General features: G+C 41.9%; 22 protein-coding genes, 3 pseudogenes and 1 riboswitch. Of the genes and pseudogenes, 16 read left to right on the forward strand and 9 right to left on the reverse strand.

Going from position 1 to position 20,930, the window contains the following annotated elements; translation table 11 throughout:
* Positions 1 to 17 precede the first annotated feature (17 nt).
* Complete coding sequence (locus DW904_RS07095; protein ID WP_226836606.1) at positions 18 to 914, reverse strand: AraC family transcriptional regulator; 897 nt, start codon at positions 912 to 914, stop codon at positions 18 to 20.
* A gap of 370 nt (positions 915 to 1,284) precedes the next feature.
* Between DW904_RS07095 and DW904_RS07100 the strand changes: the two genes are divergently transcribed.
* From DW904_RS07100 to DW904_RS07150, 11 genes and pseudogenes are all read left to right on the forward strand, one after another.
* The gene (locus DW904_RS07100) at positions 1,285 to 2,064 is read left to right on the forward strand and encodes an HD domain-containing protein (protein WP_319017282.1); all 780 of its coding nucleotides are present in this window, start codon (positions 1,285 to 1,287) and stop codon (positions 2,062 to 2,064) included.
* Entirely contained in the window at positions 2,058 to 2,624 is a 567-nt protein-coding gene (locus tag DW904_RS07105; RefSeq protein WP_226814855.1) for a SprT family zinc-dependent metalloprotease, read from the forward strand. Before DW904_RS07100 ends, DW904_RS07105 begins: the two co-directional genes overlap by 7 nt.
* Positions 2,624 to 3,622, forward strand: a complete 999-nt coding sequence (locus DW904_RS07110) for a glycoside hydrolase family 5 protein (protein ID WP_118578801.1) — start codon at positions 2,624 to 2,626, stop codon at positions 3,620 to 3,622. The genes DW904_RS07105 and DW904_RS07110 overlap by 1 nt, the downstream gene beginning before the upstream one ends.
* Before the next feature lie 145 nt (positions 3,623 to 3,767).
* Positions 3,768 to 4,949, forward strand: a pseudogene (locus tag DW904_RS07115) (endonuclease Q family protein); the annotation flags it as partial.
* 58 nt (positions 4,950 to 5,007) lie between these two features.
* A complete protein-coding gene (locus DW904_RS07120) occupies positions 5,008 to 5,469 on the forward strand; it encodes a metallophosphoesterase family protein (protein ID WP_118578803.1) in 462 nt (153 codons plus the stop codon).
* A gap of 169 nt (positions 5,470 to 5,638) precedes the next feature.
* A complete protein-coding gene (locus DW904_RS07125) occupies positions 5,639 to 6,115 on the forward strand; it encodes a hypothetical protein (protein ID WP_118578805.1) in 477 nt (158 codons plus the stop codon).
* Positions 6,112 to 6,474 carry a CidA/LrgA family protein gene (locus DW904_RS07130; RefSeq protein ID WP_118578807.1) on the forward strand — a complete coding sequence of 121 codons (363 nt, stop codon included), beginning with the start codon at positions 6,112 to 6,114 and terminating at the stop codon, positions 6,472 to 6,474. The genes DW904_RS07125 and DW904_RS07130 overlap by 4 nt, the downstream gene beginning before the upstream one ends.
* On the forward strand, positions 6,471 to 7,163 hold the full coding sequence (locus DW904_RS07135; protein WP_118578809.1) for an LrgB family protein: 693 nt from the start codon (positions 6,471 to 6,473) through the stop codon (positions 7,161 to 7,163). The genes DW904_RS07130 and DW904_RS07135 overlap by 4 nt, the downstream gene beginning before the upstream one ends.
* Positions 7,164 to 7,447: 284 nt before the next feature.
* Positions 7,448 to 7,705 carry a hypothetical protein gene (locus DW904_RS07140; protein ID WP_118578811.1) on the forward strand — a complete coding sequence of 86 codons (258 nt, stop codon included), beginning with the start codon at positions 7,448 to 7,450 and terminating at the stop codon, positions 7,703 to 7,705.
* 10 nt (positions 7,706 to 7,715) lie between these two features.
* Entirely contained in the window at positions 7,716 to 8,705 is a 990-nt protein-coding gene (locus tag DW904_RS07145; protein WP_118578813.1) for a WYL domain-containing protein, read from the forward strand.
* Entirely contained in the window at positions 8,695 to 9,690 is a 996-nt protein-coding gene (locus DW904_RS07150) for a biotin--[acetyl-CoA-carboxylase] ligase (RefSeq protein ID WP_226855117.1), read from the forward strand. The genes DW904_RS07145 and DW904_RS07150 overlap by 11 nt, the downstream gene beginning before the upstream one ends.
* 223 nt (positions 9,691 to 9,913) lie before the next feature.
* Here DW904_RS07150 and DW904_RS07155 read toward each other — a convergent pair whose 3' ends face one another.
* Genes DW904_RS07155 through DW904_RS07165 form a run of 3 tightly spaced genes read right to left on the reverse strand, consistent with a single transcriptional unit; the run spans position 9,914 to position 11,534 of the window.
* Complete coding sequence (locus DW904_RS07155; protein ID WP_118578815.1) at positions 9,914 to 10,525, reverse strand: hypothetical protein; 612 nt, start codon at positions 10,523 to 10,525, stop codon at positions 9,914 to 9,916.
* Position 10,526: 1 nt separating this feature from the next.
* Complete coding sequence (locus DW904_RS07160; protein WP_118578817.1) at positions 10,527 to 11,021, reverse strand: hypothetical protein; 495 nt, start codon at positions 11,019 to 11,021, stop codon at positions 10,527 to 10,529.
* Positions 11,022 to 11,534, reverse strand: coding sequence for a sigma-70 family RNA polymerase sigma factor (locus DW904_RS07165; RefSeq protein WP_118578819.1), 513 nt, complete (start codon positions 11,532 to 11,534; stop codon positions 11,022 to 11,024).
* 393 nt (positions 11,535 to 11,927) lie between these two features.
* Between DW904_RS07165 and DW904_RS07170 the strand changes: the two genes are divergently transcribed.
* Together DW904_RS07170 and DW904_RS25145 are read left to right on the forward strand one after the other, a co-directional pair.
* Positions 11,928 to 13,082, forward strand: a complete 1,155-nt coding sequence (locus DW904_RS07170; protein WP_118578821.1) for an alanyl-tRNA editing protein — start codon at positions 11,928 to 11,930, stop codon at positions 13,080 to 13,082.
* A gap of 98 nt (positions 13,083 to 13,180) precedes the next feature.
* Positions 13,181 to 13,267, forward strand: a pseudogene (locus DW904_RS25145) (DUF6783 domain-containing protein); the annotation flags it as partial.
* Here DW904_RS25145 and DW904_RS25150 read toward each other — a convergent pair.
* A pseudogene (locus tag DW904_RS25150) lies at positions 13,232 to 13,309 on the reverse strand (DUF6783 domain-containing protein); the annotation flags it as partial. The pseudogenes DW904_RS25145 and DW904_RS25150 overlap by 36 nt on opposite strands.
* 87 nt (positions 13,310 to 13,396) lie before the next feature.
* Between DW904_RS25150 and DW904_RS07180 the strand changes: the two are divergent.
* Positions 13,397 to 14,272 carry an amidohydrolase family protein gene (locus DW904_RS07180; RefSeq protein ID WP_118578823.1) on the forward strand — a complete coding sequence of 292 codons (876 nt, stop codon included), beginning with the start codon at positions 13,397 to 13,399 and terminating at the stop codon, positions 14,270 to 14,272.
* Here the strand turns inward: DW904_RS07180 and DW904_RS07185 are convergent.
* Positions 14,253 to 15,410, reverse strand: a complete 1,158-nt coding sequence (locus tag DW904_RS07185; RefSeq protein ID WP_118578825.1) for a hypothetical protein — start codon at positions 15,408 to 15,410, stop codon at positions 14,253 to 14,255. The genes DW904_RS07180 and DW904_RS07185 overlap by 20 nt on opposite strands.
* Positions 15,407 to 15,631 carry a hypothetical protein gene (locus DW904_RS07190; protein WP_118578827.1) on the reverse strand — a complete coding sequence of 75 codons (225 nt, stop codon included), beginning with the start codon at positions 15,629 to 15,631 and terminating at the stop codon, positions 15,407 to 15,409. The genes DW904_RS07185 and DW904_RS07190 overlap by 4 nt, the downstream gene beginning before the upstream one ends.
* A gap of 305 nt (positions 15,632 to 15,936) precedes the next feature.
* Positions 15,937 to 16,038: riboswitch (THF riboswitch) on the forward strand.
* Positions 16,039 to 16,124: 86 nt separating this feature from the next.
* Here DW904_RS07190 and DW904_RS07195 point away from each other — a divergent pair.
* Positions 16,125 to 16,685, forward strand: coding sequence for a folate family ECF transporter S component (locus tag DW904_RS07195; RefSeq protein WP_118578829.1), 561 nt, complete (start codon positions 16,125 to 16,127; stop codon positions 16,683 to 16,685).
* A gap of 210 nt (positions 16,686 to 16,895) precedes the next feature.
* Here the strand turns inward: DW904_RS07195 and DW904_RS07200 are convergent, their stop codons facing one another.
* Positions 16,896 to 17,651 (reverse strand): GNAT family N-acetyltransferase, encoded by a 756-nt coding sequence (locus DW904_RS07200; protein WP_118578831.1) that lies wholly within the window; start codon positions 17,649 to 17,651, stop codon positions 16,896 to 16,898.
* A 294-nt stretch (positions 17,652 to 17,945) separates the two neighbouring features.
* Positions 17,946 to 18,824 (reverse strand): YicC/YloC family endoribonuclease, encoded by an 879-nt coding sequence (locus DW904_RS07205; protein WP_118578833.1) that lies wholly within the window; start codon positions 18,822 to 18,824, stop codon positions 17,946 to 17,948.
* A 252-nt stretch (positions 18,825 to 19,076) separates the two neighbouring features.
* Between DW904_RS07205 and DW904_RS07210 the strand changes: the two genes are divergently transcribed.
* Positions 19,077 to 20,825, forward strand: a complete 1,749-nt coding sequence (locus DW904_RS07210) for an NFACT RNA binding domain-containing protein (RefSeq protein WP_118578835.1) — start codon at positions 19,077 to 19,079, stop codon at positions 20,823 to 20,825.
* Positions 20,826 to 20,930 lie beyond the last annotated feature (105 nt).

Here is a 20,930-nt window from a genome sequence, read left to right on the forward strand (position 1 = left end):
ACAACAAAACTGTTCTGTTATGACATTTTTTTGCGGAATTTGTGAGGGGACAGCTGATTGGCTTCCTGAAATTTTTTTATAAAATAACTGGTATTGTTAAAACCTACATCCAGAGCAATGTCCGTCACAGATGCATCTGTATGCAAAAGCAGGGACTTTGCCTTTTCAAGTCTGTAGTCATTCAGGTAGGCTGCTGCTGTTTTTCCGGTATACTGTTTGAACAGCTTCATAAAATAGAATTCACTGTAATTGGAAAGACCGGACAGTTCCTTTACAGACAGAGGCTCACGGTAATGGGCACTGATATAGTCCAGGACCTTTTTTACAGATAAAAGATTCCTGTTCTGTTCGGCATCTGTAGTAATGATGTAATTTCCTGCCAGCATTTCATAAAAAAGCCCATAGAAAAGTCCTTTCAGCTTCATATAATAGAAGGGCGGTTTTTCCTTGTGGCATTTATGGATCTCGCAGAAAAGATGGAAAATATTATTATAATTTTCATTGGCAGGAGTGATCAGATGGGTGAATTCTGCCCGGTTCTCCATAAGCAGGGAGATTACTTTTTCCTGACAGAGATCCCCTGCAGGACCCGCCAGAAAGCTAAGGTCAAACACCACGCTTCTGTAATATAAAATATGTCTGGAATCTGACTTGATTCCATGCAGAACACCGCTGTTGACAATGAGAAGATCTCCCTCTTTCAGACGCAGTGTTTCCCGGTTAAGCCTTGCAAGCCCGTTTCCCTTGTCAATACAGATGATCTCCATTTCTTTATGCCAGTGGTTGTATAAGGAGCGGAAAATCTCACAATTATCTGTATAAGTTTCTACTGGCAGCTCAAAAGAACCATGGGTTTCAAGCTCCTTCATGGTTTCGTCTACGTTTGGTGAAATATCAGGTATTTTATCTGCCATGGCATCCTCCCTGAAAATGAGTATTATCCACAAGCTTCACGAAGCATGCAGAATTGTGTTATCTATGAACTTTGTTCACAAAAACGCCTCGCGGAACGTTACCAGTGAACCGTAACGAAATGTAAACAATAGCGAAATTTGTTTGCTTATAATTAATATATGTTATCATTGTCTTGTATTATACGTTATGCGTCAAACCTTCGCAAGTCTGTAGAAATTTTCGAAAATCTGACGCTTTTATTGGAAAAGAAAACCAGGTGGTTTATAATAAGGATTAAAAGAGCTGCTGTTCAGTATCTGCACATTGACAAAAGCGGTTACTTAATATTCGCTCTGGATGTGCAAAAGATACAGCGGAAAGGAAGGCATTTTGAAGATAGATTTTAAACATGCAAGAGGCGTTTTCGAGGATTATTTAAATGGATATGACAGAGAAGATGAAAAGATAAAATTAAAAATCATTCACACATATGGGGTGGTAAAAAGTGCTCGTGAAATTGGTCACAGAATGCATTTGAATGAGGAAGACCAGCAGCTTGCAGAGCTTATTGCCCTGCTTCACGATATTGGAAGATTCCAACAGCTTCGTCTTTATAACAGCTTTTCACCGGACACTATGGATCACGCTGCATTCGGTGTACAACTGTTATTTGAGGGAGAAAATCCGATGATCAGCAGATTCATAGAAGACCGAAGCTATGATGACATCATTCGCGTGGCAATTGCCAGACACAGTGATTTCAGGCTGGAAGGAATTCAGGACGAAAGAACTCTTTTCCACGCAAAAATGATCCGCGATGCGGACAAGCTGGACAATTGCAGAGTGAAGCTGGTGGATTCTGTGGAGGCTATGATCGGTGTCCCTCAGGAGCATGCCGGAGAGGGCAAAATATCTCCAAAGGTATGGGAATCCTGCCTGAGAAAAGAGGCAGTTTCATCTCCTGACCGGATTACGTCCGTAGATTACTGGGTGTCCTATGCAGCGCAGTATTATGACCTGAATTTTAAGGAAACATGGCAGATCATGAAAGAAAAGAATTATATTTCCAGGATTATAAAGCGGTTGGAATATAAGGATAAAGACACCAGAGAAAAGATGGAAATACTGGAGCAGCAGATGAACGCTTACATGGAGAAAATCCTATGCTGAGCTCTCAGATTTCTTACCAGATCATCCGCAGCAGCCGCAAAACTATGAGCCTGGAAATTAAGGCTGATGGCAGTGTTGTTGTACGCGCGCCTCTCCGTCTTTCCGAAGCAAAAATTCAGAAATTTGTGGAAGAAAAACAAGAATGGATCCTGAAAAATCTGGAAAAAATCCAGAAAAGAGATGCACAGAAGGAGAACGTACAAAAGCTGTCTGCCCTGGAAAGACAGCATCTGCAGAATAAAGCCTGCGTGGTAATTCCAAGGCGAGTGGCATATTATGCAGAAAAGTTAGGGGTAAGCTATGGGAAAATTACCCTGCGTCAACAGAAAACAAGATGGGGAAGCTGTGCCGCAAATGGAAATCTGAATTTTAACTGGCTGTTAATTCTGGCACCTCCTGAGGTGCTGGATTATGTGGTGGTCCATGAGCTTTGCCACCGTAGGGAAATGAACCATTCCCAGGCATTCTGGAAAGAAGTTGAGAAGATCCTTCCAGATTACCGGGAAAGACAAAAGTGGCTAAAAGACAACGGCTGGAGATTAATGGAGGAGGGTTTTTAATGAGAAAAAAAGGAAAAAAATGGTTCGGTTTGCTTATTGCAATCGTATTTTTATGTGCATTCTGTGTACCGGTAGCGGCTGCGTCCAAGCTTCCCAGATTACAGGTAAAAGGCACACAGCTTGTAAACAGCAGTGGGAAAAAAGTACAGCTTAGAGGTATCAGCACCCATGGTCTGTCCTGGTATCCAGAGTATGTAAATCAAAGTGCATTTACTTTTATGAAGAAAAACTGGAAGGTAAATGCAGTGCGTCTTGCCATGTATACTGCTGAATATAACGGCTATTGTACCGGGGATGCATCCAATCGGCGTAAGCTGGAAGCGTGTATTGATAACGGTGTAAAATATGCCACAAATGCAGGTATGTATGTGATTATTGACTGGCATATTTTAAGTGATGGAAACCCTCAGCAAAATCAGAAAGAAGCTTTGAAGTTTTTCAAAAAAATGGCAAAAAAATACAAAAATAATACCAATGTGATCTACGAAATCTGTAATGAGCCAAATGGAGGAACATCCTGGAGTACAATAAAAAAATACGCTGAAAAGATTATAAAAGGTATCCGCACCTATGACAAAAAAGCTGTGATTCTGGTAGGAACGCCCAACTGGTCACAGGATGTAGATCAGGCTGCGCTTTCCCCGGTTAGTAAGAAATACAGGAAAAACGTAATGTACACCCTGCACTTTTACGCAGCAACACATAAGGAATGGCTGAGAGATAAAGCACAGGCTGCCCTTGATAAAGGACTGCCGTTATTTGTATCCGAGTTTAGTATCTGTGATGCTTCTGGAAATGGTGGACTTGATAAAGCTGAAGCAAAAAAGTGGCTGACTTTCCTGGATAAAAACAATATCAGCTATATGGCATGGAGCCTGTCAAATAAGGCAGAAAGCTCTGCATTTATAAAATCCGGCTGCAGTAATACAGGAAAATGGTCCTCAAAGAATCTGACAGCAGCAGGAAAATGGATTACAAACTGGTATAAAAAGAAATAAAAAGAAATAAAAAGAACACATTGGAAAGTGTTTTTTTCTATAGTTTTGAGAATTTTGAGCAGTTGCAAATCAAAATATAAATGACTGAAATGGAGTTAATTAAGTGGAAATAATCGCAGATCTTCACATTCATTCCAGATATTCCATGGCAACAAGCAAGCTTGGAACCCCGGAATATCTGGATCTGTGGGCAAGAAAAAAAGGAATTTCTTTAGTGGGAACCGGTGATTTTACCCATCCTGCCTGGCGGGAGGAACTGAAAGAAAAGCTGGTTCCGGCAGAAAGTGGACTGTATCGGTTAAGAGATGAATATGTGCTGGAAGAGGCGAAAATGCTTCCTGGGGGAGCTCCCCGTTTCGTAATTACAGGGGAGATCAGTTCTATCTATAAGAAGAATGGAAAGTGCCGCAAGGTGCATAATGTACTTCTTTTATCCGGCCTTGAAGAAGCAGATAAAATAGCTGGGAGACTGGAAAAGATTGGAAATATTCACTCAGACGGAAGGCCAATACTGGGACTTGATTGTCACGATCTTCTGGAAATTTTACTGGAAAACTGTGCCGATGGAATGTTGGTTCCGGCACATATCTGGACTCCCCACTTCGGGCTTTTTGGTGCCGCATCAGGGTTTGATACCATGGAAGAATGTTTTGAAGATCTTACTTCATATGTTCATGCTGTGGAAACGGGATTATCTTCAGATCCACCTATGAACTGGCGTTTATCTGCACTTGATGGACTTCAGCTGATCTCAAACTCAGATGCACATTCTCCATCAAAGCTTGGAAGAGAGGCTAACTTACTGGACATTGAATTGTCCTATCAGGGACTTTATGGTGCTGTCCAATATGGAAAAGGTTTTCTTGGAACACTGGAATTTTTCCCGGAAGAGGGAAAATATCACTATGATGGACACAGAAAATGTCACATCTGTCTGAGTCCGGAAGAAGCAGAAAAGTATCATGGAATATGTCCTATATGTGGGAAAAAACTGACTATGGGAGTGAATCACAGAATTATGGATCTGGCTGATAGAGAAAATGGGTTTGTGAGAAAAAATGCCAGACCTTTTGAGAGCATTGTACCTCTTCCTGAGGTGATTTCTGCCTGTGTTGGAAAGGCTGTAACCACCAAAACAGTCACTGGTGAATATGAAAAGATGCTTCAGAAACTGGGAAATGAATTTGATATTTTAAGGGAAATTCCCATTGCGGATATTGAGAAAGAAAGTAGTCACATGATTGCTTCAGGCATTCGGAAACTTAGAAACAGAGAAGTAATCTGTAAACCTGGATTTGACGGCGAGTATGGGAAAATCTGTCTGTTTTGAGGAAAAGGCTGTTTTTTGAAAAAATATAGATGAATGTGGTATAAGGAACGGTGAAATGATAGAAAATAAGAGAATTAAAATTGGAATTATTTCAGATACACATGGTCTTTTACGGACAGAAGTTCTGGACATATTACAGTCCTGTGACTGCATTTTTCATGCTGGAGATGTGGACAGACCGGAGCTTCTGGATACTATAAGATCATTGGGCGCTTTATATGTAGTGCGAGGAAACAATGATGGATACTGGGCACAGAATCTGCGAAGAAGCTTGAACTTTACAGTTGGAAATGTGAAATTCTTTATGGTTCATGACAGGAAAGATGTTGCCTGGGAGTTAGGGGATACCCAGGTGGTGATTTTTGGACACAGTCATCAGTATTTTGCAAAAGAAATTGACGGAAGGCTGTGGCTGAACCCTGGAAGCTGCGGCAGAAGCCGCTTTGGTGGAGACGTGACCATGGCAGTTATGACCGTGGAAAACGGCAGCTGGCAGGTGGAAAAAATCGTGCTCTGAACAGTTGCAATGTGGAAAAAAGGAATATCCAGAACACAGTTTTACAATTATGTTGTAGAAAAATTGGGAAAAACAGGGGAGAGAATTGTCGAAAGATGACATTGCAATTTTAACAAGATAATGTATAATAGGGCAGAAGAAAAAGCCATGAAAGAAATGAGGATTTGCAGTGGAGAAAAAAGAAATCGATGTAAAATTCATTGTAGGAATTGTCATTCTTCTGGTGATCTTTGGCGTAGTAGGCGGCTCGTTCTGGAATCTGGTTGCCAGACAGGCACAGAAAGACAAACAGGAGGAAGCCCGTCTGGAAAATGAAGCCATAAGAGCTATTTATGTGGAAGCCGGAGATATACTGAAGGAAATGGTATTCGTAGATATGGATAAAAAAACTGTTTTCAAGGCAGCGATTCCCAAGGAAGGAATTTATAACAAAAATGATAAATTAATTGCCGGGGATACCTTGGAAAATGGAGATATGGTGAAAATCTACGGTGACAGAAATATGACAAGATCCATCCCTGCACAGTATCCAGGGATTACAAAGATGAAGCGAAATGGCAGGGCTTCTCTTGAGGAGCTTCAGCCTTATCTGGAAATTGCAAATGAACTTCTTTGTGGAGACAGCGAGGAGGAAGACAAAAAGTGAAGTATCTGAGGCAGTTTTGTATTATTTTGCTGGTTTCAGCGTTGGGTGAGGGATTACATATCCTTTTGCCTCTTCCGGTACCGGCCAGTGTATATGGTCTTGTGCTGATGCTTGGAGCACTTGCAAGCGGAATTCTGAAACTTGAGCAGGTAGAGGAAGCAGCAGATTTTCTGGTTGAAATTATGCCGGTTATGTTCGTTCCTGCAGGTGTGGGACTTTTGGAAGCGTGGGGTGATCTGCAACCAATCTGGCTTCCTGTTGTGCTCATAACAATTCTGACAACCGTCATTGTAATGGTAGTTACTGGACGCAGTACTCAGTTTGTGATCAGAAAGGACAGGGGGAAAGATAAGAAATGATAAATTTTATAGAAAATTCCCTGTTTTTCGGGGCGGCATTAAGTCTGGCTGGATATGAGGTCGGTCTTTTGCTGAAGAAAAAGTTTAAAATGGCGCTGTTTAATCCTCTTTTGATTGCAATTCTATGTGTAATGGGAATGCTTCAGTTTATGCAGGTGGATTATAAGACCTACAATGCAGGCGGTCAGTATATCAGTTATCTGCTTACTCCTGCTACAGTATGTCTTGCGGTACCGCTTTACAGACAGCTTACTCTGCTTCGTAAGAATCTGAAAGCTGTCGTTATAGGAATTGTTTCCGGTGTACTTGCAAGTATGGTCAGTGTCTTGATTTTTGCAAAGCTGTTTGGACTTTCCCATTCGGAGTATGTTACTCTGCTTCCGAAATCCATTACTACAGCCATTGGAATGGGTGTATCGGAAGAACTTGGCGGACTTGTTACGATCACGGTTGCAGTTATTATTATCACTGGTGTGCTGGGAAATGTGATTGCGGAGGCAGTCCTTAAAGTGGCAAAAATTGAGGAGCCTATCGCGAAAGGTCTGGCACTTGGAACTTCAGCCCATGCCATAGGTACATCTAAGGCAATGGAACTGGGTCCTGTAGAAGGTGCTATGAGCAGCCTGGCAATTGCCGTTGCCGGACTTCTTACTGTTATTGCCGCTTCTGTGTTCGCTGGATTTATGTAAAAACATGTTTGTGGATTAACTACTATGAAAGTATAGCGAATAAATAAGCCTGTAGACATGTTCATTTAGATTTTGTAAAAAGTAAAACGTCTGATTCTGTTTGAAACAGGTTCAGACGTTTTTTTATCACTTAAAACCGAACAGATATTCGGAAATTACTGATTCATACCGTTTTATAGGACTGATATTGTGGTAGACTAGTCTCATAAAGAAAATATGTTCGGAAAATACGTTCGGTATTTGATGGCGGATGATATTGGAGTTTGGGAAACGGAGGAGATATTATGTGGAAATCAGGCAGAAGTATTAACAGCAGAAGAGCTGCCCTTGCAGAGGGATATATGGAGGATACACAGGAGAGCCGCGGCAGGAAATTTTCCGGGAGCACAGCCATGATACTGGGACTTTTTATTACGTTGGAGCTCATGATCGGGGGAGCTATGATCTTTAATTATGATTTTCATGGTGCAGATCTTATTGCTCTGCTCTTTGCTTTTATGGTATTATATTCTGGAGTCGTAGCAGTATTGACAGATAAATAGGAGTAAGGATATGCCAAAATCTTTCCAGCAGAAACTGAAAATTTTATATCTTATGCGAGTCTTTTCTGAGAAAACAGATGAGGCACATCCCATGAGTGTGAAAGATCTGATTTCCTATCTGGAGAGTCTGGGAATTCATGCAGAGCGGAAGACGATATATGACGATATAGAGACTTTGCGTGTGTTCGGAATGGATATTATGAATCGAAGAGAGAGACCGTCTGGTTTTTATCTTGCAAGCCGTGAGTTTGAGACTGCAGAGCTGAAGCTTCTTGTAGATGCTGTTCAGTTTTCCAGATTTCTTACTGTTGGGAAATCGCGGCAGTTGATCCAGAAACTGGAGCACCTTACCAGTATTTATCAGGCCAAAGACCTGCAGCGGCAGGCAATCGTACTGGATCGGGTGAAGAATACAAACGAGAGCATTTATTATAATGTAGATGAGATACACAGAGCAATTTCACAGAACAGACAGATCAGCTTCCAGTATACAGAATGGACAGTGTCCAAGGAGAGACATCTGAAGAAAGGTGGAGCTCGCTATCAGATCAGTCCATGGCAGATGATATGGCAGGATGGTAATTATTATCTGATAGGAGTTGATGAGAAGAGTGGCATTGTGAAGCATTACCGCGTAGATAAAATGTTGAAGATCCTTACAGAGAATGAAGCAAGAAATGGTGCCGAACTCTTCCGGAAATTTGACAGTGCCAGATTTGCTGCCGGTACTTTTGGAATGTTTGGAGGCCGTGAAGAGAAAGTTAATCTGGAATTTGAGAACCATCTTGTGGGTGTAATGATTGATCGATTTGGGCAGGATATTATGATCATGTCCAAAGACAATGAGCACTCCGTCACCAGGGTACAGGTGAATGTAAGTACACAGTTTTATGGCTGGCTTGCTGCCCTTGGAAATAGCGTGAGAGTGATTTCACCGGAGAATGTGCGAAAAGAATACCGGGATTTTTTAAGAAAAGCCCTGGAGAATTATGAAGGATAAAAGCATGACGGTTAAATCCAGACTTTTGGAGTTATTAGAACAGCATAAAGGTGAAACTTTATCTGGCGAGGATATTGGCAGGGAGCTTTCCTGTACACGAGCCGCAGTTTGGAAAGCTGTGAACAGTCTGCGCCAGGAAGGATACCCCATTGAGGCCGGACCGAATAAGGGATATATGCTTGCAAGAGAGAGTAATCTGATTTCAGCAGAGGGAATCAGACTTTTTCTGGAGGATCCACAGGTTGAGATAAAAATATTTGATGCAATCAGCTCTACCAATCTGGAGGCAAGGCAGCTGGCTGTGAGCGGAATGGCTGGACACGGCTCTTTTGTTGTTGCCATGGAGCAGACAGTAGGAAGAGGACGAAGAGGCAGGGAGTTTTATTCTCCTAAAGGCAGTGGGATTTATCTCAGTGTTATTCTGGAACCGAAGGGGACACTGGAGGGCAGTCTTCTGATCACTACTGCAGCAGCTACTGCAGTGCATAAGGCTGTGAAAGAAGTATGCGGTGTAAAACTTGGAATTAAATGGGTAAATGACCTGTACAAGGATAACCGTAAGGTTTGTGGTATTCTTACAGAGGCGGTCACAGATTTTGAAAGTGGAAATATAGAATTTGCAATTGTAGGAATTGGGCTGAACCTGTACGTTGAGCAGGAACAATTCCCCAAAGAGCTTCAGGAAATTGCCGGAGGAATCTATGAAGATGAACAATCCTCCAGAACTGCGGACAGGAACCGCCTTGCAGCGCAGATTGTGAACTATCTTCTGGAAGAAACCCGGGAATTGAAATTGTCGGAAGAATACGTGGAACATAATATTGTTCCAGGAAATGAAATTACAATTACAGATAATAAAAGCAGCAGAAGTGCCAGAGCATTAGCGATTTGTCCAGATGGGAAATTGCTGGTTCAGGAGACTGATGGCACTCAGAGTAAGCTGGCTTTTGGAGAAATCTCAATAAAAATACCGCCGATAAAATAAATTTATCGGCGGTAAAGTTATTAGAAATATTATGTGGCAGATACCTGACTTTTATTGGAATAGTTACTCTATTTTGCAGCATTATTGTCTGGCTCAGCAGTAATGAATGGTTGAACTGAAGTAGTATCCGAAATTTTGATATCGGTATTCTTTATTACATTATCCGCATTCTGATCTGGCTGTGTTGTTGAAGACACTGTTGAGGCAGGTGCTGATTTTGTATTCATTTGTGGAGCGCTGTTATCAACAGGCTGTTGATAAGGACGATATGGCTGCCAATAATGTTCTGACACATCTTTTTACAATCAGCTTTTTCGTCAGGAGAGATGCTTTTGATTTTTCCTGTAAGAAGCTGATAACCGGCAACGATGATCAGAATTCCAATGATAACAGAAGGAATCTGGTACATGATATCCTGTATAATAATAGCCAGAGAATTTGGTAAAATCCAGAAGAGCAGATCACGGAAACCATTCCAGAAAACAGCAACTCCGAAAACAATCAGGAGAATTGCCGCAATTTTAATATGTTTTTGCGAGAGCCTGATATTATTCTGAAATATACGGTCAAGATGCAGAATATAGTTATCCTCTATCGCGTAAAATTCTTCTTCCGGCAGTTCTTTCAAGTTATGAACATGGAAGAAACTGTAGAACCATAATACAGGAAGAAAGATAACCAGAGAGGAGATATTAAGCCCTCCGGCAATTGCGATAATAGCCCAGAATAGAGTCATAATGCTGATTCCCTGCTTAAAGAATCCCATATACATTTCTCCCGCACCAGGAATCAGGGAAGAGATAAAAAGCAGGAATCCCTTTTTTTGTTTTTGCATGTTAGTTACCTCCGTTTGTTATTGTATTTGAAATAGAATTAATGTAGTTGACAACTTTCTGGGGAGCATCAGAGATTCCATCTGTAATTCCATTTGAAAAATTACGTAATGAAGTTCTAATTTCCCGGCGCGTTTCAGATGATTTGGCTGTGGACTGCGGAAGCTGAGGCGAGACGAAGTCCATTTGCCCAAGGCTGAACAACATAACCAGTGCAAGTACGACTCCGACTACAGTGCGGAGCCCCTCATAGAAAAACCGCATTTTATAGGTAGCATTCGCTGCTGTTTTCTGTATCTGAATATCAGGAGCTGTAACACGTTCCATAATTGTTTCTTTCAGATAGGCGGGAGCTGAGGATGCATGATCTGTATATTTGTCCGCAAGCTGGTTAAGACAGTAGTCGCAGTGCTTCATATGTTCCAGAAATGCAATGATTTCATCAGTGTTCATCTCTTCATTTTGAAAATTATTCAGGTCATTATTATTGATATGCATTTAATCGCTCCTTTCTGCCAACATTTTTTTCAACATGTTTTTTGCACGATATAGCTGTGTCTGAATGGTCTTAGGGTTTTTGCCTTCTTTTTGCGATATTTCTGTTACGGACATCTGTTTACAGAAATGAGCAATGGCAATTTCCTTGTAAGGACTTTTCAGGCCGCTGCATATCCGAAATACCTGCTGTTCCGAATCAGACTGCAGATACTGTTCCTCTGGGGAAGAATGATTCTCCAGATCAGGAAGCTGTGAGAAATAAATATCTTCCGTTGGAATTGAACGGCGTCCGGCAGCTTTTAGGAAATCAAGGCATTTGCGTACTGCAATTTTGCTAAGCCAGGCTTTTTCATAAAGCCCATCGAAGTGGGCGAGACTTTTGTAGGCAGACAGGAATACCTCTTGAGTGAGGTCTTCTGCATCGAAAGGATTACCTACTGATTTCAGACATATGGAATATATCAGATTCTGGTATTGGTCAATCAGATATTCCAGATATTCTTCCTGTGAAATGTTATCAGCCTCCTTCCTGTCCGTTCTCTAATTATAACGCGACTGCCTGATAAAGTTCTTCAAAAATAAATAAAAATTTTGTAATTATTCAGCTGGTACTATTTTGCAAGGTGTTTTTACTATAAAAGTCCCGGATGGAAACCATGAATGAGCCATGCTTGCATGAGAGAATTCATAGATATCGGATGGGCTAGAGCGTGTTTGAAAAATCATTCCCGCAATCTGCACGCACCACTTTGTGGGAGATTGCGGTATATTTGAACACGTCCTGAAATGACTAAATACAGAGAAAAAATAAAAATTGCGGGAAGAGCATAAATAGACTATAATCAGTTTCGTGAATAAAAGATAGAAATAAATCCTGCTGTTTAATTTATGAAAGAAGGAGCATTTATGTACGATACAAAAAAGTTATATTATGAAGATGTATATAAAAAAGAATTTACCGCCAAGGTGTTGGAGTGTCGTGAGAGCAAAAAAGGCTATGAAATAATTATAAACCAGACCGCTTTTTATCCAGAAGGAGGCGGACAGCCCAGTGACACCGGTATATTAGGCGGAATAAATGTTAAGGAAGTTCATGAGAAGGATGGAGAGTTAGTTCATTATACAGATGGGCCTTTGGAAGTTGGTATGGATGTAATAGGAAAAATTAACTGGGGCAGAAGATTTGACCTTATGCAGCAGCATTCCGGAGAGCATATTGTAAGTGGGCTGGTACACGAAGCATTTGGATATGACAATGTGGGATTCCACATGGGAAGCGATGTGATCACCATCGATTTCAGCGGAATGCTGGATGAAGAACAAATGGCCGAAATCGAAGCGAAAGTGAATCAGATTATCTGGGAAAACCAGGAAGTTGAGATTTTTTATCCTACAGAGGAGGAACTTAAAAATCTGGATTACAGAAGCAAGAAAGAGCTTTCCGGATGGGTTCGTATTGTGCGCTTTCCAGGAGCAGATACCTGCGCATGCTGCGGAACTCATGTGACGCGTACTGGAGAAATTGGAATGGTGAAGTTGCTTTCTGTGGTGAAATTCCGTGAGGGGGTTCGTATGGAAATGCTGTCAGGTAAGCGAGTGCTTGATTATCTGAATATGGTAAATGAACAGAATCGTCAGATTTCCGTGAAGCTGTCTGCGAAAATGGACAAAACAGCGTCAGCGGTAGCAAGGCTTCAGGATGAAAATTTTGCTCTGAAGGGAAGAGTACATGCATTAGAAGAAGAATTTATCGTTGGCGAAGCTGCTAAATGGAAAGAAAAAGAGAATGTGCTTTTATTCCAGGAAGGAATGGAAGCAGGAAGCGTTCAGAAGCTTACAGATGCAATTTTACAGGTTTGTAAGGGGCGTTGTGCAGTATTCTCCAGGAATGCAGATGGAAGCTATAAGTATGCTATGGGAGAAAAAGACGGAGACTTACGTCAGTTTACAAAAGAGATGAATGCAGTATTGAATGGCAGGGGAGGCGGTAAGCCTTTCTTTGTACAGGGGTCTGTGCAGGCTTCCGAGAAAGAAATTCGAGCCTTTTTCGAAAATAAATAGCAGTTGTTCAGTTCCTTCGCAAAAGCACCTTGCGGAATAGCACCCGCTGAATAGTTGCAATAAATAATAAAAGAGGATTGAAAAAAATCCGTATTAAAGTGTGTTTGAAAAAGCATTCCCACAATCTGTACGCCCCACTTTGCGGTATATTTTGCTGGAATTCGGTTGTTGTAGCTCGCTACGACGCCCTCCTCCGGACAAAATCTCCCACAAATTGTGACGCACATCTTGCAGAAGTCCTTTTTTTAAACACGTTCTGCGGAAGAAAGGAAAAGCTGAATTATTTTTCAAGATAATCAGTGTTATAGGAAGAAATGTTTGGAGAGTGTCATGCGCACCTGATCATGGATGGACTGAATTATAAAGATGCAATTTCTATTCATAAGGATCATGTAAACGATGAAGTGATACGGAAACATTTGAAAGCTTATGAAGAGCTGGGGATTGTCTTTGTAAGAGATGGTGGAGATGCATTAGGAGTATCGGAAAGAGCCAGGAAACTGGCACCAGAATATGGAATTGATTATCGTACTCCTATTTTTGCCATCCATAAAAATGGACACTATGGCTCTATCGTGGGAAAAGGTTTTGACACTATGAAAGAATACCATGTCCTTTTGAAAGAAGCGAAAAACAAAGGGGCAGATTTTATTAAAATTATGACCACAGGACTTCTGGATTTTAATAACCATGGACAGATTACCGGAACGCCTTTAGACAGGAAGGAAGTCTGCGAGATGGTACATATTGCCCATGAAGAAGGGATGGCGGTGATGAGCCATACCAATGGAATTTATGGTGTACAGGCAGCTGTGGAAGCTGGTGTGGATTCAGTAGAACATGGAAATTATATTGATCCGGAAACAATCAGAGAATTAGCTGACAGTGATAGTGTATGGGTTCCTACTCTTGTGACAATTCGAAATCTTCGTGGATGTGGAAGATATAAGGAATCAGTGCTTGATCCTATTATAGAACTGGCCACAAAGAACCTTCGTCTGGCATACAAGTACCGAGCAAAGGTGGCTCTTGGAAGTGATGCAGGAGCTTATATGGTCTTACATGGGAAGGGCTTAATGGATGAATACCAGGCATTTATGGACATTCTGGGAGAATCCGGGGATGTGAGAGCCTGGCTGGCAGATGGAGAGAAAAGGATTCAGGACACCTTCAGGCGTCCTGAATCTTGATAGATGTATAAATGTTGGAATTTTTGGATTTTGTAGGATCAAAGGTAATGCAGATACCTGCGCCGGATTCCATATTACTGGTGGAGGTATCCTTTGCCCCTTCTGTAAAGCAGGTTATGGTTGCGCCATCGCCAGTTTGAAGTGTGACGGTATTTGCTGTATGGCCTATAATTGTACCGCTGACTGAGCTGGTAATTTCCCGGCTTCCAAGAGAATCCGGATCATCACCGGTGACTGCTGTAACAGTAACACCATCCAGTGAATTTCCCTGAAATTGTCCAGTGTAAGTTATGGTTACATAGGAGCCTGGTGCTGTTCCACCTTTAAAGTAAGAAGGAGTCTGAGACAAATCTACATTTATTGTGCTATCAGAGCCAGAGGGAAGAACTGTGAGCGTATTCAGGGAAATATTCTGAATTTCTGCATGAATCTGCTGTTCTTTTGCTGAGTCATCGGCAGGAACTTGTGCAGGATCTGGTGTTGGTGTTGGATCTGGAAGTGTAAGCGGATCAATATCTGAAATGCTTAGTACTTTCAGATGACTGGCATTAAGAGAAGAACTTTGGGTATCCTGACTGGAAGTAAACTTGCCTTTAAAATGAATGTATACCCATACACCGGTACGGATGCCATTCTGATAATATTGTTCTGTTCCAGTGATTGGATAGGTGGCTGTTTTGCCTTTTTTATTTTTTATGGTAATGGTATTTGGAGTCAGACTCTGTACTTCCCCATAGGCCTTTCGTACTTCCAGCTGATTCTTTTTGTGAAAGTCGTCTACTACTTTCAATGCTTTTACAGTGCTGGTATCCTTGTTAGAGAGCTGCCCCTCATAAATGACACTGATTTCATCTCCAGTGATCATGCCATCTTCGCATTCCAAAGTTGCTTCAGAAAGATTAAAAACGTAAGTTTGTTCCTGACTTTCCATAGTCAGGGTGGCACCGGTGAAATCCTTAAGGGTTCCTTTGATTTCATCCATATAAACACGCTGTTTGGGTGTTCCTGAAGTGTTCTGTAAGGTGGTTTCACTCTGATCAGATGTAGAAGTATAGCTGGTGATCATATCACCGGCAGTACATCCTGACAGAGAGAACAGTACCAAAGAGCCAAGTAATAGTTTTGTGAAATTTTTCATTGTTGCTTTGTATCCTCCGAATCCGGAAATGGTACAGGAAGAAAATCGAAAACCTCTCGGCAGGCATTCCATTCCTCCGAGTTATCCGGCATACGATAGCCAAGCCCTGTACATTCTGTAGTAGCATTTGTATTCATGTAATTATTATAAAAAACATTGTAAGGATTCTGTAGTGGCGGCTGTTTTTGGCAGGATGATTTGTTTGTGGATTTTATATTCATAGAAACACTCCTTTTTGTCAAATATTTTTCCTATATAAGGGAAGATATTCTTAGAATATGCGAAAAAGAGGAGAGTATGCACAAACATTTGTCAGTGAACAGTAACGCGCTTCGCGATGCACAGAAATCATGCATTCGCATGATTTCGCGCTAAGATTCTCGGGTTTTCTGTGAACTTTGTTCACAAAAAACACTCGCGGAACATTACCAGTAAACAGTAACGACTAATTTATTTATGTGAATATTATAACAAATACATATTGAAATTTCTATATTTTGTGCTATAATCATTTTAAATAAATAATAGCGAAGTAGGAATTTATGCGTCAAGTGTTCATTGGCTGGGGAGTCGCCGTGAAACGAAAAGCAGCAGGACTGTTTACGATATATTTTCCGCACCCGTTGCTACATGTGAGAACATCTCATAATGTGGAGGGATTATTATTTATGGTAACTACTCTGTTATTTTAATCATTATGGAGGTGTTTTTTTTATGCGTAAAAACAAACAGACATGGAGTGTTAAGACTCTTGTATTCCTTGCACTGCTGGTAGCAATCCAGCTTGTGCTGTCACGCGTTCTGGTAATTGATCTTGGTGTATATCGAATTACATTGGGAACTGTCGCCACTGTATTGGCAGGTCTTTGGATGGGACCTGTAGCTGGTGGTGTAGAAGGTGCTGTTGCCGATATCATTGGATGTTTTATGAAAGGCTATGGAGTTAATCCACTGATTACTTTATCAGCAGTTGCCTGGGGTGTGATCCCCGGACTGGCTGGAAAACTAATGGCTGAAAAGAACAGAAAAGTAAAGACTGTTGTTATGTGTGTCGCAATTGCAGTCTCTGGCGTAGTGGGAACACTTGGACTGACCACTGCAGGACTGGTAATGATCGGAGCAAACTTCTATGCAATTATGCCAGGACGTCTTGTACAGTTTGCAATCATGACTCCAATCTACTGCGTACTTACCAGTCTTCTTTATTTCAGCCCGCTTACAGGCATGGTTGTAGGAAACATAAGACCTGCTAAGCTGGAGAAGAAGACCATATAAATGGCAGCAGTCCAGGAGCTGAATTATATACAAAACCCCAAATTAAATAATATGGCATAAGATGGATTATGAAGCAATGCACTTACTGGAAAGTTGATTGTTTGAGAAATCAACTTGTTGAATAAGTCAAAAAATACGATTCCCAAATAAAAGGCTGTGATCAGGATAAACACTGATCGCAGCCTTTTTTAAACATGCTCTGAAAAGTTTTCAGTTTGTATGTGTCTGAACCCGGAACCAATAGGTGTAGAGATAATGAAGTCCAAGTGATTCATAAAGATTACGTGCTGGAGTGTTTCCCTCTACTACCTGAAGATAGGCCTTAGTTGCGCCTTTCTTTTTTCCTTCTTTTAGAAGTGCAGTACAAATCTGACGAGCATAACCCTTGTGTCTGAAATCTTCGCGAACATGGATAGCGTACAATCCAATATAATTTCGATCCAGAATGCCAAGCCCGGTTGCAATAATTTTTCCGTTACTCCAGATGGAGGCGCATACGGTGTCTTTTACGATGGCATGATACATGGATGGAACTACAGCACGGTGAACAGGATTAATGGTGCCTTTCAGATCAAAAAGACTTTCAATCCAAATATCTGGAATATCGTCAGTAAGAGTTACCAGATCGCAAGGCGCAGAAAGATCTGCTCCATCCAGTGAGGCTGCCATAACATTTGTTGTGTGCTGGATTTCGTAGTTGCGGTTTTCCAGAAGATAATCAAAATCCGGAGAAACCAGAGGACTGATCTTAAAAATTGCAGGGCTGCCCAGTCGGGCATACTCTGCTTCGCAGAAAGAAACCTTTTCCCTCCAGGAAAGGGTAGAAGTTCCGAACTGCTCCACACTGTTTGTTCTATGTGTATAAAAATAGGAAAAACGGAGAATCCATCCATCATAAAGCTCCATTTTATGGGAGGGCCATGCATTTAGTGACATATCTTCAATTTCTTTAATGATTTTATCCATAAAAAAACCTTCTTTTATAAGTTTAGGGTCATTATACATAATTGTATCCAGCAATGCAACTGAAAATAGTCTGTTATAAGACAGATTGCTTTTTACACATCTTGCAGAAAGCCTTTTTCAAACACGCTCTAGTACATCGTTTCGTAAATAACTATACCAATCGCGTAGGATGTGAATTCGAGTGTGCAGGTATAAAAACGCAGGCGTAGCGGGCTACGCCGAGGCTTTTATACCTGTGCAATCGGATTCACAGACAAGTGAGTGGTATAGTTATTTCGAAAACGATGTACTAGGTTACTCCACATTCTGAACCTGTTCTCTGATCTTCTCAATCTCTGTCTTCAGATCAATTGCTATATTGGAGATAATCAGATCACTTGATTTCGACAAAATGGTATTTGCCTCACGGTTCATCTCCTGTGCCATAAAATCGAGCTTGCGTCCGATGCCTTCCTTCTCCTCCAGCATCTTCTTCATTCCCTGGATATGGCTGTGGAGACGGACGGTTTCCTCATCGTTGCAGATCTTGTCGGAGAACAGGACAACTTCTGCTGCAATACGGGAATCTTCGATCTGAGAATCCTCCAGAAGCTCATGAACCTTGGCTTCCAGCTTCTCTCTGTAAGAATCCACAACCTCCGGAGCGCGGGCTTCTACCTGACTTACCTTCTCATCAAGAGCATCCAGCTTGGCGATCAGGTCGTTCTTCAGATTCTCTCCCTCTCTTGCACGGGACTGGGCAAATTTCTCGCAGGCCTCACGAAGCGGTGCTTCCAGAACTGCCCACAATGCGTCCTCATCTACAGACTGCTCCTCCATAGTCAGCACGTCCGGATAATGGGAAAGAGTTCCTGCCTTCACATCGTTCTCAAGGCCAAATTCCTCTGCCATCTGACGGATATATGCAAGATATTCTCCTGCAAGCTCCTTATTATACTTCAGTGCGCCACAGCTTAAGGTGTAGTCCTCATATGTGATAAACACATCCACTTTACCACGCTGCATATAGGTCTTCATAAGATTCCGGATCGCGCCCTCAAGGAAAACCAGCTTCCTTGGCATTTTGATACTCAGATCCAGATATCTGTGATTGACGGATTTTAACTCAACGGTGATTTTCCGCTCTTTTGTAATCACCTCGGCCCTTCCAAAGCCGGTCATACTTTTTATCATAGTAATCTCTTTCTTTATTTTTATTCCGAATACTGTCTGAAAAGAGTACCATTCCGCATAACAGAATCGTCTCTGATATTCAGGCAATAACTCTACGCAGGTTACCGTTCACAGTTGCCTACGCATACAGATTTATTATAGTTCATTCTAAAACCCTAGTCAAATCCTTTTTTTGCTGTTATAATAAAGTCTGCATGTCACGGTTACTGGTCACGGAGCGACCGGTAACCTGTCAACAGAAAGGAGTTTTTTATGGCTTTTGACGGAATTACCATTGCTGCAATGGTTTCTGAATTAAATAAAAATCTCTCCGGGGGACGCATTAACAAAATTGCCCAGCCGGAAAGTGACGAACTGCTGATCACCGGAAAAGGTGCAAATGGTCAGAAGCGTCTGCTTCTCTCCGCCAGCGCCTCCCTGCCTCTGATCTATTTTACAGGCAAAAACCGGATCAGCCCTTTGACTGCTCCTAATTTTTGCATGCTTCTCCGCAAGCACATCGGAAGCGCCAGGATCACTGCGATACGCCAGCCTGGTCTGGAGCGTGTTGTAGAATTTGAGCTGGAGCACCTGAACGAACTTGGTGATGTATGCCATAAGGTTCTCATTATGGAACTGATGGGAAAGCACAGCAACATTATCTTCTGTGATGATAATAATATGATCCTGGATAGTATCAAGCACGTATCCTGCAACGTAAGTTCTGTACGTGAAGTTCTGCCAGGACGTCCTTATTTCATCCCCCACACTCAGGACAAGCTGGATCCTCTTACCATTTCCAGAGAGGATTTCATGGAAAAAGTATGTGGCAGATCCAATGCTGTCTCCAAAGCTCTCTATCAGACGCTTACCGGTTTCAGCCCGGTAATGGCTCAGGAACTTTGCTATCGCGCTTCCATTGATGGAAATGACGATGTCCAGACATTAGATGAGAATACCAGAGAGCAGCTTTATACAGAATTCACCCGTTTAATGGAACAGATCCGGAGGGAAGAATTTACCCCGGTTATTGTTTTCAAAGGGGACGAGCCGGTTGAATACGGTGTTCTTCCTTTTTCCCAATATGGAGAAGGCTTCACCACCCGGACCTTTGAATCTGTGTCAGAGATGCTGGAAACCTATTATGCCTCCCGCGACGTGATCACCCGTATCCGTCAGAAATCTGCGGATCTCCGAAAGATCGTCCAGACTGCCCTTGACCGCAACCGAAAAAAATTAAGCCTTCAGCAGAAGCAGATGAAAGACACTGAGAAAAAAGACAAATACAAGGTTTACGGCGAATTGATCAACACCTACGGCTACGGTCTGGAAGAAGGCTGTAAATCCTTTAAGGCTGTGAACTATTATAATGGAGAAGAAATCACCATTCCTCTTGATCCTACCCTGACCCCCCAGGAGAATTCCAAGAAGTATTTCGATCGTTACGGTAAGCTGAAGCGTACCCAGGAAGCTCTGGAGGTTCAGATTGCAGATACCACCAGCGAGATCGAACATCTGGAATCCATCTCCAATGCCCTGGACATTGCCGCTGAGGAGAGCGACCTTTCCCAGATCAAGGAAGAGCTGATGGAATACGGCTATGTGAAGCGCCACTACGGAAACAAAAAAGGTGCCAAAATGCAGGTGAAATCCAAACCCTTCCACTATGTTTCCAGCGATGGATACGATATTTATGTAGGAAAAAACAACTACCAGAATGATGAGCTGACCTTTAAATTTGCCACAGGAAATGACTGGTGGTTCCATGCCAAAAAGATGCCAGGCTCCCATGTTGTGGTAAAGACAAAAGACGGCACACTTCCGGACCGCACCTTTGAAGAAGCAGGAAATCTTGCAGCCTTTTATTCCAAGGGACGCACTGCACCAAAGGTAGAGATTGATTATCTCCAGAAAAAGAATGTGAAAAAGCCGGCTGGAGCCAAACCGGGATTTGTAGTTTATTATACAAACTATTCTCTGATGGCTTCACCAGATATTGCAGGAATCCGGCAGCTATCCTGATTGTAACATTTTTCCCTCTTTGCATCTTGCATACAGCTCTGAATTTGCAAAACGGCTGCTCTGCAAACCGCAAGCTGCTATCTATATACACCGGAGCCTGTTTCA

The sequence above is a fragment of the Ruminococcus sp. AM42-11 genome (assembly GCF_003480145.1).
GTDB lineage: Bacteria > Bacillota > Clostridia > Lachnospirales > Lachnospiraceae > Blautia_A > Blautia_A faecis.

Coding starts and splice junctions, on each gene's coding strand:
- DW904_RS07095 (WP_226836606.1), bottom strand. CDS start 914: ATGGCAGATAAAATACCTGATATTTCACCAAACGTAGACGAAACCATG.
- DW904_RS07105 (WP_226814855.1), top strand. CDS start 2,058: ATGCTGAGCTCTCAGATTTCTTACCAGATCATCCGCAGCAGCCGCAAA.
- DW904_RS07110 (WP_118578801.1), top strand. CDS start 2,624: ATGAGAAAAAAAGGAAAAAAATGGTTCGGTTTGCTTATTGCAATCGTA.
- DW904_RS07120 (WP_118578803.1), top strand. CDS start 5,008: ATGATAGAAAATAAGAGAATTAAAATTGGAATTATTTCAGATACACAT.
- DW904_RS07135 (WP_118578809.1), top strand. CDS start 6,471: ATGATAAATTTTATAGAAAATTCCCTGTTTTTCGGGGCGGCATTAAGT.
- DW904_RS07140 (WP_118578811.1), top strand. CDS start 7,448: ATGTGGAAATCAGGCAGAAGTATTAACAGCAGAAGAGCTGCCCTTGCA.
- DW904_RS07145 (WP_118578813.1), top strand. CDS start 7,716: ATGCCAAAATCTTTCCAGCAGAAACTGAAAATTTTATATCTTATGCGA.
- DW904_RS07150 (WP_226855117.1), top strand. CDS start 8,695: ATGAAGGATAAAAGCATGACGGTTAAATCCAGACTTTTGGAGTTATTA.
- DW904_RS07155 (WP_118578815.1), bottom strand. CDS start 10,525: ATGCAAAAACAAAAAAAGGGATTCCTGCTTTTTATCTCTTCCCTGATT.
- DW904_RS07160 (WP_118578817.1), bottom strand. CDS start 11,021: ATGCATATCAATAATAATGACCTGAATAATTTTCAAAATGAAGAGATG.
- DW904_RS07170 (WP_118578821.1), top strand. CDS start 11,928: ATGTACGATACAAAAAAGTTATATTATGAAGATGTATATAAAAAAGAA.
- DW904_RS07180 (WP_118578823.1), top strand. CDS start 13,397: ATGTTTGGAGAGTGTCATGCGCACCTGATCATGGATGGACTGAATTAT.
- DW904_RS07185 (WP_118578825.1), bottom strand. CDS start 15,410: ATGAAAAATTTCACAAAACTATTACTTGGCTCTTTGGTACTGTTCTCT.
- DW904_RS07190 (WP_118578827.1), bottom strand. CDS start 15,631: ATGAATATAAAATCCACAAACAAATCATCCTGCCAAAAACAGCCGCCA.
- DW904_RS07195 (WP_118578829.1), top strand. CDS start 16,125: ATGCGTAAAAACAAACAGACATGGAGTGTTAAGACTCTTGTATTCCTT.
- DW904_RS07200 (WP_118578831.1), bottom strand. CDS start 17,651: ATGGATAAAATCATTAAAGAAATTGAAGATATGTCACTAAATGCATGG.
- DW904_RS07205 (WP_118578833.1), bottom strand. CDS start 18,824: ATGATAAAAAGTATGACCGGCTTTGGAAGGGCCGAGGTGATTACAAAA.
- DW904_RS07210 (WP_118578835.1), top strand. CDS start 19,077: ATGGCTTTTGACGGAATTACCATTGCTGCAATGGTTTCTGAATTAAAT.